This is a genomic window from Dyadobacter sp. HNCC25DJ185, from assembly GCF_056895195.1.
Genome location: NZ_JBXHAR010000007.1, coordinates 82,470 through 97,622, shown reverse-complemented (window position 1 = coordinate 97,622; position 15,153 = coordinate 82,470). Strand labels below are relative to the sequence as shown.

At 44.9% G+C, this 15,153-nt stretch carries 14 protein-coding genes; 5 read left to right on the top strand and 9 right to left on the bottom strand.

Annotated elements, in window-relative coordinates; translation table 11 throughout:
- Nucleotides 1-573: 573 nt before the first annotated feature.
- Together AC1XUF_RS20430 and AC1XUF_RS20425 are read right to left on the bottom strand one after the other, a co-directional pair.
- Nucleotides 574-1,188, bottom strand: coding sequence for a TetR/AcrR family transcriptional regulator (locus AC1XUF_RS20430; protein WP_483343683.1), 615 nt, complete (start codon nucleotides 1,186-1,188; stop codon nucleotides 574-576).
- A 184-nt stretch (nucleotides 1,189-1,372) separates the two neighbouring features.
- Entirely contained in the window at nucleotides 1,373-2,371 is a 999-nt protein-coding gene (locus AC1XUF_RS20425) for an FAD:protein FMN transferase (RefSeq protein ID WP_483343682.1), read from the bottom strand.
- 609 nt (nucleotides 2,372-2,980) lie between these two features.
- On the opposite strand from AC1XUF_RS20425, the gene AC1XUF_RS20420 reads away from it, so the two are divergent.
- A complete protein-coding gene (locus AC1XUF_RS20420) occupies nucleotides 2,981-4,591 on the top strand; it encodes an amidase (protein WP_483343681.1) in 1,611 nt (536 codons plus the stop codon).
- Between the two features lie 16 nt (nucleotides 4,592-4,607).
- Here the strand turns inward: AC1XUF_RS20420 and AC1XUF_RS20415 are convergent, their stop codons facing one another.
- On the bottom strand, nucleotides 4,608-6,065 hold the full coding sequence (locus tag AC1XUF_RS20415; RefSeq protein ID WP_483343680.1) for a hypothetical protein: 1,458 nt from the start codon (nucleotides 6,063-6,065) through the stop codon (nucleotides 4,608-4,610).
- A 275-nt stretch (nucleotides 6,066-6,340) separates the two neighbouring features.
- Between AC1XUF_RS20415 and AC1XUF_RS20410 the strand changes: the two genes are divergently transcribed.
- Complete coding sequence (locus AC1XUF_RS20410) at nucleotides 6,341-6,847, top strand: lipocalin family protein (RefSeq protein WP_483343679.1); 507 nt, start codon at nucleotides 6,341-6,343, stop codon at nucleotides 6,845-6,847.
- A 66-nt stretch (nucleotides 6,848-6,913) separates the two neighbouring features.
- Nucleotides 6,914-8,623 carry a hypothetical protein gene (locus AC1XUF_RS20405; RefSeq protein WP_483343678.1) on the top strand — a complete coding sequence of 570 codons (1,710 nt, stop codon included), beginning with the start codon at nucleotides 6,914-6,916 and terminating at the stop codon, nucleotides 8,621-8,623.
- A 31-nt stretch (nucleotides 8,624-8,654) separates the two neighbouring features.
- Here AC1XUF_RS20405 and AC1XUF_RS20400 read toward each other — a convergent pair whose 3' ends face one another.
- The 3 genes from AC1XUF_RS20400 to AC1XUF_RS20390 all read right to left on the bottom strand — a co-directional run bounded on the left by AC1XUF_RS20400 (nucleotide 8,655) and on the right by AC1XUF_RS20390 (nucleotide 10,130).
- Nucleotides 8,655-9,440: an alpha/beta hydrolase gene (locus tag AC1XUF_RS20400; protein WP_483343677.1), complete on the bottom strand. Its 786-nt coding sequence runs from the start codon at nucleotides 9,438-9,440 to the stop codon at nucleotides 8,655-8,657.
- 102 nt (nucleotides 9,441-9,542) lie between these two features.
- Complete coding sequence (locus AC1XUF_RS20395; protein ID WP_483343676.1) at nucleotides 9,543-9,800, bottom strand: cyclic nucleotide-binding domain-containing protein; 258 nt, start codon at nucleotides 9,798-9,800, stop codon at nucleotides 9,543-9,545.
- Between the two features lie 30 nt (nucleotides 9,801-9,830).
- Nucleotides 9,831-10,130, bottom strand: a complete 300-nt coding sequence (locus AC1XUF_RS20390) for a cyclic nucleotide-binding domain-containing protein (protein ID WP_483343675.1) — start codon at nucleotides 10,128-10,130, stop codon at nucleotides 9,831-9,833.
- Between the two features lie 134 nt (nucleotides 10,131-10,264).
- On the opposite strand from AC1XUF_RS20390, the gene AC1XUF_RS20385 reads away from it, so the two are divergent.
- Nucleotides 10,265-11,518 carry an asparagine synthetase B gene (locus AC1XUF_RS20385; protein ID WP_483343674.1) on the top strand — a complete coding sequence of 418 codons (1,254 nt, stop codon included), beginning with the start codon at nucleotides 10,265-10,267 and terminating at the stop codon, nucleotides 11,516-11,518.
- Nucleotides 11,519-11,581: 63 nt separating this feature from the next.
- Nucleotides 11,582-12,175, top strand: coding sequence for a Uma2 family endonuclease (locus AC1XUF_RS20380; protein WP_483343673.1), 594 nt, complete (start codon nucleotides 11,582-11,584; stop codon nucleotides 12,173-12,175).
- 13 nt (nucleotides 12,176-12,188) lie between these two features.
- Here AC1XUF_RS20380 and AC1XUF_RS20375 read toward each other — a convergent pair whose 3' ends face one another.
- From AC1XUF_RS20375 to lpxB, 3 genes are all read right to left on the bottom strand, one after another.
- Complete coding sequence (locus tag AC1XUF_RS20375) at nucleotides 12,189-12,674, bottom strand: GNAT family N-acetyltransferase (protein ID WP_483343672.1); 486 nt, start codon at nucleotides 12,672-12,674, stop codon at nucleotides 12,189-12,191.
- Between the two features lie 86 nt (nucleotides 12,675-12,760).
- Nucleotides 12,761-13,909, bottom strand: coding sequence for a thioredoxin-like domain-containing protein (locus AC1XUF_RS20370; RefSeq protein ID WP_483343671.1), 1,149 nt, complete (start codon nucleotides 13,907-13,909; stop codon nucleotides 12,761-12,763).
- A gap of 103 nt (nucleotides 13,910-14,012) precedes the next feature.
- The gene (lpxB, locus tag AC1XUF_RS20365) at nucleotides 14,013-15,119 is read right to left on the bottom strand and encodes a lipid-A-disaccharide synthase (protein WP_483343670.1); all 1,107 of its coding nucleotides are present in this window, start codon (nucleotides 15,117-15,119) and stop codon (nucleotides 14,013-14,015) included.
- Nucleotides 15,120-15,153: the final 34 nt, after the last annotated feature.

The window sequence follows — 15,153 nt, the reverse complement described above, 5'->3', positions numbered from 1 at the left end:
TCAGGCGTATCAATTGGTATTGTAGTGGTTATTTTTCATGTTAAATACTTTTGGAATCGTGAGTTTTTAAGAAACCCCATAACAGGGCCACTAGTTCAAAAAATCATGCATTCATTTTGTATTTTACCGTTAAAAAGAAATTAAAAACCCCAACTCCTTTTTAGACCTAACAGGTAAAAATTGCCCTATAACCCAAAAAGGGTCCGGCCCGATGATTTGCTTGATTCTGAGTTGTCAAAAATTTGTTATTGGTATTAAAAAGCTGCTATTCAGACAAAGCTGATAACCACCCCATTACAAGTATTTTACGACGACCTTTTTAAATAGCTTAAAGAATCCAGCTTTTTGCAAAATAGCATGCCATCAAAAACCATGCATTCAACCAGATTAAAAATGGAAATTCACATTTTGCATTAAACGTGGATCAATATCGCCCTGAACCTTCCTACATCCAATCCCCATTTTTACTGGCGGTTCAACGATCTGATGAGCGACTTTTTTCCCTGTCTTATTCCGACACCAGTCAAATAAATGTTTATTTTAAATGTTTGTTTAACAATTCTTCAAAAAAAATCAGCTTTCCAGGATCAGGTAATTGCAGATCATCGCCTTTACATGCTCCTTATGACCCTCTGCAAACTCCTGAAAATCCTCATCCGACATATTAAATACCTGCTGATGAATTCCTTTGCCCAAAAACAGGAATTCGATACAACTCGTCATTAATGGCAAAATGTTTTCGATCCGGATCGGTCGCATGGTCCCATTTTTTATCCCCGCATCCAGTTGCTGGCTGAACACGGTTGACTTAAATTGCTTGTAAAGCGGAATTTTGATCAAAAGCCGCTCAGGCTCTTTGTGTATTTCATTCATGATGAAAATAACCAGGTCAGGCTCCTCTTTCATCATCTGATAGTTACTTTCGATAACCTCCGAAATCTTTGTTTTAATATCAACCGGCTTATTCAATATATCGATCACACTCTGGAAATAAAGTTCCATCAGATCTTTAAAGATCTCAATGAACAGCTTTTCTTTACTTCTGAAATAGTAGTTGGTCAAGGCAATATTCATGTCTGCTTCACGGGCAATGTCTCGGGAAGTTGTCCCATCAAAACCCTTTTTCAGAAAAACCCGCTTCGCTGCTTCCTTTATCTTATCTTCACTTTTTTCGGCGATGCACTTCACTTTGTCCAATGTTAGGTTACGTAATCTGGAATATTGCCATAAACAGGAATTACGATCCAAAGGTTGGCAATATATAGGAGACGAACAAACGTTTTAAATGATTAGTTTAAACAAACGTTTAAAATGTTCGTTTGATTTTAAATTGTAGCGAAATTATCCTATTTCCAGGAGGAAGGGAAAATGGTTAACGGCTTTCTTCCAGCATGTTCCATTCAGCGACATGGTCACCCTGCTTTTCAACCAGCCATACCTTACTGTCGGGGAAACTTCTAAGGTATTTTTTGCTTCTGGTGATACCCGCAACGCTGAACGCCGTAGCCAAGGCATCGGCAACTGTTCCATCAGGCGAAATGACAGTTGTCCTTACATGAAATAAGAGGCCTATACCGGTCCTGGGATCAACGATATGGGAGTATCTGACGCCCTTGTACTCCATGTACCGGTAGGTTGGGCCAGATGTTGCAAGCGCTACATTGGCCAATTCCATTGTTTTTAAAGAGTCGCTACCATTCGAAACGGTTATCTTCCAGCCTTTTGTGCCTGGGGGTGGGTTGGTCAGAACAATCTTACCACCTGCATCCATCATCGCAGAAGTAATTCCCATTACTTTTAACTCCTTGATGGCCTCCTCCGCTGCATACCCTTTGCCCAGCCCACCGATATCCAACCGCATTCCCTTCTGCCTGAGCAGGATGCTCTGCGAGGAAGGGTTCATTTTCATTTTGGAGTAACCTATCTTTTCTTTGGCAGCAGCAATTTCCTGAGGGGATGGAAATACCCCTTTTCGGGTCGCATGTCGCCACATCTGCACAAGCGGACCCATTGTGGCATCAAACGCGCCGCCGGTTTTGGCACTGATGTCCTGCGAAACAGCAAGAATGTCATACAAGTCCTTACTAACATGCACCCATTTCCCACTGCCCGATTGAGCCGAAAGCTGATTGATCTCGCTCCCGTCCCGATAATCGCTCATGATTTCATTGAGTTGTTCGACCCTGGCAAAAGCACGGTTAGCCGCCAGTTGCGCTAACGAATCATTGGAAGTATAAAAAACCAGCTTAAATGGCGATCCCATTAATCCTTTCTCGAACGTATACCGTTTGTCTTGCGCATGCAGGCATGGGTTGGAGACAGCGATGATCAGTAAGAAACAAGCTTTAAGGATAGGTTTTGCTCTGTTCATTCGGGCATTTTGACTGATTTGGGCCTGAAAATTACTTTATTTCACTCAAAAGGCGGCCATTTCTCTTTGTTTTGAATTCGCCTATCCCCTCAAAACGAACAAGGGTACGAACCTCCCGGCCCATACCCTTGCATACACTGCGGTATCTTACAAGTTGTTAACTATAATGGTCAAAAAAATTATTTTGATCTGTTACTTGAGGGTGCAAAGACATCGCATCCTTGATCATGCCTGCCCCAATGAATGGAAGTGATATGATCGTAGAAATAATCATTGCAATGAACAATATCGTCGCAAAGAAAAACTTCCCGCAGTAGTATACCATTTTAGGTAGGAAGCCCATATCCGAATCGTTTATGTGATAATTTTCATTAACAAAGTTAAATAAATAATTGTGCCAGCAAAACAAATAGTACCATTTAATTATTTATTTATATAATTCACAGGGGTTAGACGCCAGGGATTCTCCAATTTAGTAGAATTTATTCTAGCTAAAATAGTACAATTACAGGTTCACATATTTGACAGTACCAATTGCTTCGCGATAGGTTGTTTTCCCCGCAAATTTTCCTGCTTATCTTGCGATCGGACCTCATCCCTGACCATCCGATGAAAAGAAGATCTTTTATCCAGCTCGCCTCCATAGCAGGAATTTCCTCAGTTGCTTTCCCAACCATTTCCTGTAAGTCAAATAGCGGCAATAAAGGGGATGGAAAGTCGGATAACGTTTCGAATCTCCAGGAAATAACGATCGCGGAGATCAACAAAAGAATGTCGGAAGGGACACTGACGTCACGCAAGCTTACCGAGTTTTATATCGGTCAGATCGAAACGCTGGATAAAAAAGGGCCTCAATTGCACGCCGTCATCGAGGTAAACCCCGATGCGCTCTCTATTGCAGATGCATTGGATCAAGAAAGAAAGGATGGAAAACTACGTGGCCCGATGCATGGGGTCCCGGTTCTGATTAAGGACAACATCGACACTGCCGATAAAATGCAAACCACTGCCGGATCGCTTGCATTGGAAGGCAACATTGCTTCGGAGGACGCATTTCTAGTAAAAAGGCTACGGGAGGCCGGGGCAGTTATACTTGGAAAAACAAACCTGAGCGAATGGGCCAACTTTAGATCAACCAGATCGTCGAGCGGATGGAGCAGCCGCGGAGGGCAAACCCGAAACCCATATGTGCTGGACCGATCGCCTTGCGGATCCAGTTCAGGCTCGGGAGCGGCAGTGGCCGCAAACTTGTGCGCGGTGGCTGTCGGCACCGAAACCAACGGCTCGATTGCCTGCCCTGCTTCGATGACCGGGATTGTCGGGATCAAGCCGACCGTTGGCCTTGTGAGCCGTTCTGGGATTATTCCAATTTCTAAAACGCAGGATACCGCCGGGCCCTTTGGCAGAACGGTAGCAGATGCGGCGGTTTTGCTGGGCGCATTGGCCGGGTCAGATCCTCTGGACCCTGCCAGGCACCACAGTCAGGCGCCAATTCCAACCGACTTCACCAAGTTCCTGGACCCAAACGGCCTGACTGGAAAGCGTATAGGTATTGACAAAAAATTCCTGAAAGACCACGAAGGGATAGATGCTCTGCTCGCCAAAGCATTGGAACAGATGCGCAGCAAAGGTGCAGTGATTGTAGAGGTCGAATATATGAAAACGCAGCAAACCGATGGTGCCGAGTCCACTTTAATGCAGTACGAATTTAAAGATGGAGTGAACCATTACCTCTCCCGCTCCAATGCCAAAATCAGATCACTGGAGGGCTTGATCGCCTTTAATAAGAATAACGAAGGCAAAGCAATGCCCGACTTCAAGCAGGAATTATTTGAAATATCACAGGGGAAAGGTGATCTGCAAAGCCCTGAGTATACGGATGCGCTGGCAAAAGTCACGCATGTGGTAGAGTTACTTAATCAGCAATTCGAGGAAAATAAGCTGGACGCCCTTTGCGGGCCTGCGACTGGTGCGCCCTGGTGTATAGATCCTGTGAACGGGGACTTTTGGACAGGATACGGCGCGTATGGCCCTGCGGCCATTTCAGGATTCCCTTCGATCACCCTGCCAATGGGTAATCTCAAAGAATTGCCCATAGGTATCTCATTTCTGGGAAAAGCCTATGGCGAACCAGGGCTGATCAGTATTGCCTATTCCTATGAGCAGGTTTCAAAAAACCGCACTGCTCCGAAATTTCTGGAGTCTATAGGAAAAGCCTGACATACAATAGAGGGCGTTATCTTGACAGATACACTTCGTAGAAAGACCCCTTTTTACCTAGAAATTGATTGGCTTCCTGCTCTGAATAGATTGTCTTACCCATTTGGTAAAAATCCTCAAAGGCATTGTAAGGATAAGGAGAAAATTGGACCGCATCCGGAAACAGTGAATGTGTGATCAGGTTTTCGCGCAGCGCCCGCCCGATATGTGATACTGGCACGATCAGGCCAATTCCGAGGAACAGGATGATCGGGTAAGCCATTTTTAACCGGTACCATTGCGGCCTTTCTTTCACCCATTCAGAAAAACGGTGCAAGATGAATATCGACAGCAAAGTAAGAATTGGCGTGCTGCCGCGTAAAAACCAGTCATTCCATTTGCCCATCCTGATCAGCGAAATCACAACCAGGAGCGTCAGTAACGCGTGTATAATGTATCGATATTGACTTTTGTGCAGGCCAAGGATAACCACTAGTCCATACAGGACAGCCAAGTCTACCACGACACCAAAAAAATAGTGAAACGCAATCTCATTCAATGGGTTATACTGCCAGATAAATCCCATCACCACCGAGCTCGTTCCCGCCAGAAAATAGAAAAAAGTGGGAATAAAGAGCAGTCCGGGCACCATCACATTCATCATAGCCCGGGGCGTAAGCAATGATTTGAGGTGTTGATGGTAGCGGAACACTACCAGGATCGAGAAAATAACCACGAAAACGATGGATGGAAAAATGCCCCAGATAAAAATGGCAATGACGGCCAGGAAGCTCTTCTCGGGACGCCCGGAATAGCTGAAATCATGAAAAAGGATACATGAAACGATGATGACCGGAATCAATTGATTGGGGGCCCATTGCGTCTGATACAACACAGGCCAGATCTCCGTGAAAAATGGCGGTACGTAATAGTTTAACCCGATTACCTTCAGCAAAATGATTTTGATGACGTGACCTACACCGCCAAGAGATAAAAAGAATATAAAGGAAATATAGCTTTTATTGGTGAATATGAATATCCAGCATATGCCAAGGAACAGGCCAATGGAAGCCCATAAATATAGTGCAATGCCGGATGGTTCGCCCAGGCCCTTTGAAATCAGCGCAGGCACGAGGAAGAAACCGAAATAATGGCAGGCATACCGGCCGTTTTCTTTAAAAAGTATAGGCCACGACTGGTTGTAAAGCGTGTAATACTTTGAATTATGCGCCCAGTGATCAAAGGCCTGGAAACAGAAGCCGCCAATGCCTGAAAATGCGACGATCAGCAGCGAGATCAATGAAATCCTGATCAAATGGTTCGCCCCCAGCTCAGGTTTCCGGTTCTTTCCGTACTCGTAGCTTTGCACGTACATGAAGATCAACCCTGCCACCAACAAGATGGAAACCGGCATTCGAAACCAGCTCAGGGAAAAAATAATATTAGGCAGAAGCAAATAACCCAGACTGAGATTGCGCAGTAAAGTCGTTTTCATGCAACATAAATATTATGGAGGTAACTATCAACCAACAAATTTGTAGCGCAAATTTGTAATACTTATTTGACACACCATTGCACCTGATCGTTGCAAACACTCTTACAATTTACAACCTACGCTCTCAAAAATCCGGTAAATAATTCAGTGATTTACCCAACGGTGATCTGAAATACCTTGGTCGCATGGCCGATTTCTGCTAAAAAAATTGCTTTGAAAATCAGGTTGACCCATCCATACTTGCCCAGAAAGGCGTATATCAGCTAAAAGCTCTTATGAAATTCATCGGTCTGATGCTGCTAACATGGATTTTCTCAGATAGTAAAATCCCTAACTCAACAGTGGAGAGCCTGGATGTATCACACTATTCAGGAACCTGGTATTCACTTTATTCCATTCCGACATCCTATGATAATGGCAGCAGGGAAACGACCGGAAAATACATTTGGAATAAAGCCGGATACTTTGACGTCACCACTTCTTACAAGAAGCCTGGAAGTGATCAAATTCATTCGGTGCGGTCCAAAGTTTTCAAAAACGCCCGGGAAGGCGCGAAAATGAAATGTCAGTTTATCTGGCCGCTTAAAGTCGATTACTGGGTGATCGAACTCGCGCCGGATTATTCCTATGCGGTGGTAGGGCATCCCGAACATAAGCTGCTCTTTATTATGAGTAGAAAAAAATCAATGGACAAAAAGCTTTATTCTGAGATTGTTGCGCGTTGCAAAGAGCGGGGATACGACGTCGCAAAGCTTACTTCGCAGCATCACGGCCAAGAATAATCCGTGAAGGTTTAAGTATTCCCTTTACCGCTGCTTCTTTTCCTTCCTGAAAACAATCCCAATTTCATGGATCGCAGACAATTCGTTACCCAAAGCACGCTTACCTTTTGTGCATTACCCGGAATTTCATTTACAAAAACAGTTTCAAAATCGTCGGCGGAGCCCATGCCCGACTGGCTGAAAGCAATGGTCAGTCAAAACGATCTTGGTATCGAGTCGCTCCGTACGTTCCAGGTCAAGGAACAGGGAAATGCCGCTTTGGGAGGTTTAAAAGACGGATATGACATTTTAAATCCACATAGTACCGCGGCTTTGATCCAGTGGGGAGCTTGCGGACTGTTTTCACCCACATCCAAATTTTACAAGTCGGCCGATCTTCTGGCCGATATCAACCTGGCTGCATTGTACCTGATCAAAACACAGCATCCGGACGGGACAATTGATCTCTTGTCTACCAATTTCCATTCTACACCGGACACCGGCTTTCTTGTGAAAAGGCTTGCAATGGCTTACACTCTGATGGAACATTCGGGCACTCCGGGCGTGGACAAGGTCTTAACCAATCTCAAAACTTTTCTGATTCGGGCAGGCGACGCATTGAGCGTGGGAGGAATCCACACGCCCAATCACCGATGGGTGGTGTCTGCTGCGCTTACAAAACTCAATGAACTTTGGCCCAATCCCAAATATGTAGCCAGGATTATGCAGTGGTTGGGTGAGCACATTGATATGGATCAGGACGGACAGTTTAATGAAAAAAGCACATTCATCTATTCTTCGCTTACCGACCGTCTGCTGATTACGATCGCAAAAGGGATTAAAAAGCCCGAGCTGTTCGATTACGTCCGGAAAAACCTGAATATGACCATGTTTTATGTTCATCCCAACGGCGAGGTGGTAACCGATGCTTCGGGAAGGCAGGATAAGGCAGTTATCGGGACGCTAGAAAACTACTATTATCCCTATCGCTATTTGGCCATCAAAGATCAAAATGGCGAATATGCCGCCATGTGCAGGATGATTGAAAAAACCGCCGGCTCGAAAATGGGTGCGTTTCTGGATTACTTTCTTACGGATCCTTCCCTGTGGGCTAACCTACCTGCCGACAAACCTCTGCCGGTCCATTACGTAAAAACATTCCCGATTTCAGGACTGGTCAGGATCAGGAGGAACAATTGGGACAGTACATTAATCGCCAATAATCCGGTTTGGCTAACCTTCATGAAAGGTACTGCGGTATTGCAGGGTGTCCGTTTCGCTTCCTCCTTTTTTGGCAAAGGCCAGTTTCAATCCGAAAAACTGAATCAGAAAGGTGATACCTGGGAACTTACACAGAAACTGGAAGGCCCTTATTATCAGCCCTATCCGAAGGAAAACATTCCGGCTGACGGCGATTGGGAGAAGATGCCCAGGAACTACCGCCCACAAAGCGAAGTACAAGTCCTTGAAACAAAAATCTCAATCAAAGAAACCACTGACGGTATTGAGATTGAGATCACTACAGACGGTACAGAACGCGTCCCTGCTGCTCTCGAACTGATTTTCAGGCCTGGCGGCCAGCTAAAAGGCGTTACCAAAATTGAGAACACCAGGGATTCGTGGCTGCTGAAAGAGGGCACCGGAAGTTACAGCTTTGGGAACGATGCGATTTCTTTCGGGCCAGGGACAGCGCTCCACAAAAATGTTGCTCTGAGAGGGGCATTGCCCGCTATGGACGCTCCTACCGTTTTTATTACTGGCTTCACTCCTTTCAAGCATACCCTGCGATTACATTAGCTGTGATTGCGTCCGTTTCAAAAGTGTACCGCTAGTTTCTATCAAGCCATTCCAGGATGTAGTCGGCATCCTCTTTCCAGGTCGGAAGTCCGAGAACAAAGTGATTGCGGCCCGGAAACGCTTTGTATTCCAATACTGAACCGCTCTCTTTATACGCCTTAAAGTTACGGATGTTCAAGTGTGCAGGGATGATGTTGTCAGTATCTCCGGAAGTAAGCAAAAGCGGTGCGTGAGGTTTGGCGAAGTCTACATACGCAGCAGAAGTAAGGCCACCTCTCGCTACGGTTTTGGACTCAGGGATTGTATTTTCTTCGTATGATTTTTTCTGGTCTTCCAGCGACATTCCATTGGTGAAAGCATATTGCCAATCGGCCAGCGACATTAAGTAAGTCTTTTTCAACGAGGTGAATAATCCCAATACCTTCCAGCCAGCTTTCAGAAACGAAAATTCATAAGGAATAACGCCTTGGGGAGGAACGGAGTGTATTGCTACGCCAGCAGCTCCCAAGCCCCTGTTGATCAGTATTTGCGTAATCAATCCACCTAGTGAATGACCTATGATAATGGGTTTTTCGGGCAGGCTCTTGACAAAATTGGCATAGTGGTCGACCAGCTCAGTTAGCGTAAGGGCAGCGAGGTCGGTGTCATTGGGCTGTCTATTTCTCAACTCGGCGGCTGTACCGTTTTTATAAGGCCAGGCCGGTGCGTAGGTGATATATCCTTTGCTTTCAAAATAAGCTTTCCACTCGTCCCATCCACTGTTGCTTACGAACGCACCGGTTACGAATACGACGGTTTTTGTACCACTGGTTTTCATGATTTCTATTGTTAAAAGGTTTGAATTTTGGTTGTTTTTCTTTTTGAACACGACAAAATTCAGCAGTAACCGACACAATAATTTTAACCCAAGTTAAAATCGTCACTTACCCGTCATTCTTTTTCGGATGCGGCTTAAAGACGGCCCCTGAATGCCCAGATAGGACGCAATGTGGTATAAAGGGATGGTATTGAAAATGTTTGGATGCTTTTCGACAAGATCCAGGTAGCGTTGTTCAGGCGAAAGGAACATAAAATCCTCGGCGCGGGTCATTGCGATGTTGAAAGCAGTTTCGGCAACCAGTCTGCCAAATCGCTCCCATTGGTGAGACTCCTGGTAAAGTTGCTTTAAGTGATTCACGTGAATGTAGACGATTGTCGAATCGGCGAGCTATTGGGTGTAATAATTGCAGGGCGTTTGTGTGACGAAACTTTTATAGGCCACAATGACCTGGTTTGTTGAAAAGAAAAATACATTCTTTTCCTCAGCCGTTTCATCGTTCACATAATAAGTCCTGAAAACGCCATCAAGGATAAACCCGAGATGTTTGCAGACGTTCTTGTACTCATTGTAAAATTCTCCTTTTCCGTACTTTTTTTTCTGCCAATAGGGCAACGACATGGCAAAATCTCCCTCCTCAATTCCTGCAAATTCCTTTAAAGCGTAAGCGAGTATTTCTGCTTCTGTCATGAGGAGGTACGTTGGGATGGGTTATTTCAAAAATAGCAAAAAGCTGACAGCCAGTGGCATTAAAGTGACTTTTATTCGTTAAATTTGATCACCTCCCCTACGATAAATGCTCAGGATTTCAAAACTCAGTTCCTATGCTGAAAAAGACTGTTATCTTCCTGCTGGTATTTGTTTCCAATGCCTGTCTGGGGAACCAGATCCTCATTCCAATGGATCAGGCGCAAACCAACCATTTAAAAGCTTATGGCCTCGCCTATATCCTGCTGAAAGGAGAAATTGAGGTGGAATGGCTGCTTAATTACCGGGGCGGGAGTTTCAAGGTTCAGTACAGTAAGTCTATCGAAAACGAATGCAAGCTGAGGGCCATATCCTACGAGGTACTTTCCGAAGCTGCCAGCGCGCAAATCGTGAGCCAGATCGGCGACCCCAATGTAAACATGGATGTGGTAAAGCTTTTCAAAGCTGCGAAGATTGCCGTTTATTCTCCGATCAAAATCAGTCCGGCCGAGTTTGAAAATACGGACGCCGTTCTACTGGTCTTAAAATACGCCGAGATCCCATTTGACGTGATTTATGATGAAGAAATTCTCAAAGGCGATCTCCCCAAATATGATTGGCTGCATTTACATCACGAAGACTTTACCGGCCAGTTCGGCAAAAATCTGAGGAGGACCACACAACAGGACATTAAAGCGCAGGAAGCGATCGCCAATCGGTTTGGCTACGCAAAGGTTTCTAAAATGAAATTGGCAGTAGCCAAGGCCATCAAAGAATTCTGCGCCGGCGGCGGGTTTCTTTTCGCGATGTGTTCGGGCGCGGAGACGTTTGATATTGCGCTTGCGGCAGAAGGCGTCGACATTGTCGATAACCTGGATGGAGACGGCATTGATCCCGATGCTCAGTCTAAACTGGATTTCGAGAAGACATTTGCCTTCCAAAATTTCAAACTGGTGCTGGATGAGTATGAGGGAATGAATTTTTCTGACATCAATTCGGCTGCTGGGCGTTATAGGGGCTGGGGAGAAAATGACGCCTACTTTTCCCTGTTCGATTTTTCTGCCAAATGGGATGTAATCCCCGCCATGCTCGTTCAAAACCACGAGCACCTGATCCGGGAGTTTTTTGGACAAACTACCGCTTTTTCAAAATATACCGTTAAGCCCAGCGTGCTGGTCATGGGAACCAGCAGTGCCTCCGACCGCTACATCTATGGCGAACTCGGCCGCGGCCAATGGACCTTTTACGGCGGTCATGATCCCGAAGGACGTGGAGGAGGCGGTCGCCGGATGCCGACAGATTTGAATTTATATCCCAATTCACCAGGTTACCGCCTGATTTTGAACAATGTGTTGTTTCCTTCAGCACGGAAGAAAAAGCGGAAAACGTAAATCCAACCCCATATTTTAGTCTTTTCTCAATTTTGGGTAGCTTTACCCAAAACAACATACTATATGCCAGCGACCATCACCGATATTAATCAACTGGATCTTAACGGGACTTACACTTACGCGGATTATTTACTGTGGCAGTTTGAGGAACGTTTGGAGCTCATTAAGGGAAAAATATTCAATATGTCACCATCGCCATCGCGAAGGCATCAAACGATTTTGGGTAATCTGCACTTAGAGGTTGGTAATTTTTTCAAAGGACACTATTGCAATGTTTTCCTTGCCCCATTTGACGTTCGCTTACCCAAGAGAAATCAGGATGTCTCTGATGGAAAAATTTATACGGTGGTCCAACCAGACCTATGCGTTATTTGCGAGGAATCGAAACTTGACGAGCAAGGTTGCCTGGGCGCACCGGATCTGATCGTTGAAATACTATCGCCCGGCAATTCCCGTAAGGAAATGGATAATAAATTTGACCTTTATGAAGAAAGCGGGGTACGCGAATATTGGTTGGTTGAACCTGCGGAAAACGCCGTATTTGTTTATGTACTCAATGAATCAGGAAAATATATCGGGCTCCGTCCGTCAGTTAATATATTGAAATCCAGTATTTTTCCTGATCTCACAATAGACCTCGAGCAGGTTTTCCGGTAGAAACCTATTGAACTTAATCTAGATCAATCTCCATTTCAATATCAGCCCGCTTGAAATGCGTTGTTGACATGGGGACTTCCACAAATCCCAGCTTTCGGTACAAGTTGATCCCTGCCGCAGAACCCTTTCTGTTAGAGTTCAGCATGACCTTTTTCATTCCCATTGCGCGGGCCTTTTCCAAAGTGGCATGGCAAAGCAACTCCCCGATTTTCTTGCCGCGCATGGATTTGGAAACGCACATTTTGCTTAACTCAACTACTCCCGGAGCGATCGGTTTTATTGCGCAGGTCCCCACAGGCTCATCGCCGTACATGGCCATTAAGATAGCACCCCCTTTTTTCAAATAGTATCCTTCCGGATCGGACAATGTTTTTTGATCCTCTGGTTCAACTTCATAAACCTCTGATATCCAAGCATAATTCAGATCATAAAATGCCTGGGCATGTTCCCGTTTGTAATCGATGACGGTTATGGCAGGGTCGGTTGATGTTTCCTTCATTGCTAGTAATAAGTTTTAGATGCAATGATAAATAAATAATCACATCTACCCACCTGATTATTTAGCTGTTAAAGAGAATCGGCTTTTTATTGGCCAATCAGGTAGAATTCTACTTTACTATGAACGCCATTTTCGCCTGTGGAGTAACCGGTTTGACGAGCGATCATCTTGTTTTTTGAATCAAACAAGACCCATACAGGTATTGACTGCAAGTTATACTTTTTGTCAAGTACCGCGAGCGATGATTCTGTATCTGCAATGAATTGATCCCAAGGCATATTCTCTTGACGAACAGCCTTTTGCCACGCATCTTCATTCTTGTCGACTGATATACTCTTAATGCTGAGTCTTTTTCCATGCTTCGCATAAAGCGTCTTCAATTGTGGGATTTCCTGCCTGCATGGCCCGCACCAGCTTGCCCAGAAAACAACCAGATTGTATTCCGCGCCGGTATTCAGGACTTTCGAAGTCAATGTATTGTCAGGCTTCCGCAGTAAAATGTCGGCCGGAAAAGCATCTCCGGTTTTGTTTTGATAATTCAGATAACCCTGGATTTTCTTAAATGCGGAAGTTTCATGAACTGATTTGTCGAACATTGAAATCAATTGCGCCAATTCGCTTTCGGGGATCGTCTGCTTGGCCCATTCGAGCTGATCGATCAAATCCACCGAGAAAGGATATTTTTTGACCAAAGATGCATTTGCTTTACGAACCTCGGGAGCATTATTCTTATTGGTCTGGAAAGCATGACGCATGAAGGCGGCCTCCGTTTGCTTGTTAGGCCTGTCAATAACAAATTCAAAAATATCTCTGCCCTGAACCTTTAGCGTAGTATCCCTCGTCAGGTACACAGCGCCACGATCTGCATACATTGTACTCTCATAAACCTTTTTGAAATAAGGATTTTTATACCCAACCACTTGATAAGGCGATTTTAAATTGCCGGTAGCATACACCATACTGCACTTAAAAGGAATAAAGTCGGCCCCAGGCTTAATCCGAAACTGAAACTTGCCATTCCGGACCACCGTCGAATCGAGGAACTTGCGGGTACTGTTCTCTCCGAAATAAAGCTTCTTCCCTTCAATGCCCGAGTGATTACTGAGCAGATCTCCGGTGATAATGATTTCCTCATCTTCATTTAAAGGCTGACAAGAAAAATGAGAGGTAGCGATGAAGACCAGCATTACGGCCGCAATGCATTGGCGCCGTAGGTGAGTTGATATCCTTTCCATGCGTAGTTGAGTTGAGCTTCAAATAATTTTTTCAATAAATTATATGTCTTCTCAAATATAAACAGAAGAATAAAAACTATACTAAATTCTATATTAAATTAAATTATATATAATCTACAATCAGTCTTCCCGCCCGCTGAGACGCCCCTGAACCACCTACCCGCTCCTGCAAAATTTTGTAATCCGCTAATTGCTCCTGATGTTTTCTTCCTCCGGGTAAAATGCCTTTCAGCTCTTCCACCAACTGTTTTTCATTCAAATCATCCTGAATTAATTCCCGGACTACCTCTCGCTCCATGATCAGGTTCACAAGAGAAATGTAGGGAACGCGGATCAGTCTTTTGGCGACAGCATAAGAAAATCCGCTGGTTTTATAACACACGACTTCCGGCACGCTAAAAAGCGCGGTTTCCAGCGTGGCGGTTCCCGAAGTGACCAATGCTGCCCTCGCGACCGAAAGCAGGTCGTAGGTGCTCTCATACACAATGGCTGCCTGATGAGAAGCACTGTATTGTTCGTATAACGCGGCCGGCAGGTTATTCACACCCGCTATCACAAACTGATAATCGGGAAAATGAGGCTGAACGGTCAGCATTAAATCCAGCATTCCGATGATTTCCTGCTGTCGGCTCCCAGGTAGCAAAGCTATAATCGGTTTATCCGCAGGTAAATTGTTTTTCTTTCTGAAATCGGGATCGGCCTTAAAGTTCTCAATAGCATCCATCAGCGGATTTCCCACATAATCAACCTTGTAGTCAAATTTTTTATAGAAATCCACTTCGAAAGGGAAAATCACAAACATGTGGTCTACATTCTTTTTGATCTTCCATGCGCGTTTCCGGTTCCAAGCCCATACTTTGGGCGAAATGTAGTAAAAGACTTTCAATCCTTTGGATTTGGCGAAAGCCGCAATGCGCAGATTAAAACCGGGATAGTCGATCAGAACGAGCGCGTCGGGCTGGTAGGCTAGGATATCAGCCTTACATTTTTTAAGAAAACCGGAAATTTTGTGAAGATTAAGAACCACTTCCAGGAAACCCATGAAAGCGGTATCCTTATAATGTGTAACCAGCTCCATGCCCTCTGAATGCATCATTTCGCCTCCCCAACCCCTGAAAGCAGCGTTTGGATCGCTTTCCCGGATGCCTCTGATCAGATTGGAGCCATGTAAATCTCCCGAACGTTCTCCGGCAACCAGGTAGTACTTCATGTCTGAGCTGTTAGCTTTTAGCGAGCGGCCATTA

Bases quoted from the DNA above. Each gene is read 5' to 3' on its own strand.
- AC1XUF_RS20425 (WP_483343682.1), bottom strand. From the start codon at position 2,371: ATGAACAGAGCAAAACCTATCCTTAAAGCTTGTTTCTTACTGATCATC.
- AC1XUF_RS20420 (WP_483343681.1), top strand. From the start codon at position 2,981: ATGAAAAGAAGATCTTTTATCCAGCTCGCCTCCATAGCAGGAATTTCC.
- AC1XUF_RS20415 (WP_483343680.1), bottom strand. From the start codon at position 6,065: ATGAAAACGACTTTACTGCGCAATCTCAGTCTGGGTTATTTGCTTCTG.
- AC1XUF_RS20410 (WP_483343679.1), top strand. From the start codon at position 6,341: ATGAAATTCATCGGTCTGATGCTGCTAACATGGATTTTCTCAGATAGT.
- AC1XUF_RS20405 (WP_483343678.1), top strand. From the start codon at position 6,914: ATGGATCGCAGACAATTCGTTACCCAAAGCACGCTTACCTTTTGTGCA.
- AC1XUF_RS20400 (WP_483343677.1), bottom strand. From the start codon at position 9,440: ATGAAAACCAGTGGTACAAAAACCGTCGTATTCGTAACCGGTGCGTTC.
- AC1XUF_RS20390 (WP_483343675.1), bottom strand. From the start codon at position 10,130: ATGACAGAAGCAGAAATACTCGCTTACGCTTTAAAGGAATTTGCAGGA.
- AC1XUF_RS20385 (WP_483343674.1), top strand. From the start codon at position 10,265: ATGCTGAAAAAGACTGTTATCTTCCTGCTGGTATTTGTTTCCAATGCC.
- AC1XUF_RS20380 (WP_483343673.1), top strand. From the start codon at position 11,582: ATGCCAGCGACCATCACCGATATTAATCAACTGGATCTTAACGGGACT.
- AC1XUF_RS20375 (WP_483343672.1), bottom strand. From the start codon at position 12,674: ATGAAGGAAACATCAACCGACCCTGCCATAACCGTCATCGATTACAAA.
- AC1XUF_RS20370 (WP_483343671.1), bottom strand. From the start codon at position 13,909: ATGGAAAGGATATCAACTCACCTACGGCGCCAATGCATTGCGGCCGTA.
- lpxB (WP_483343670.1), bottom strand. From the start codon at position 15,119: ATGAAGTACTACCTGGTTGCCGGAGAACGTTCGGGAGATTTACATGGC.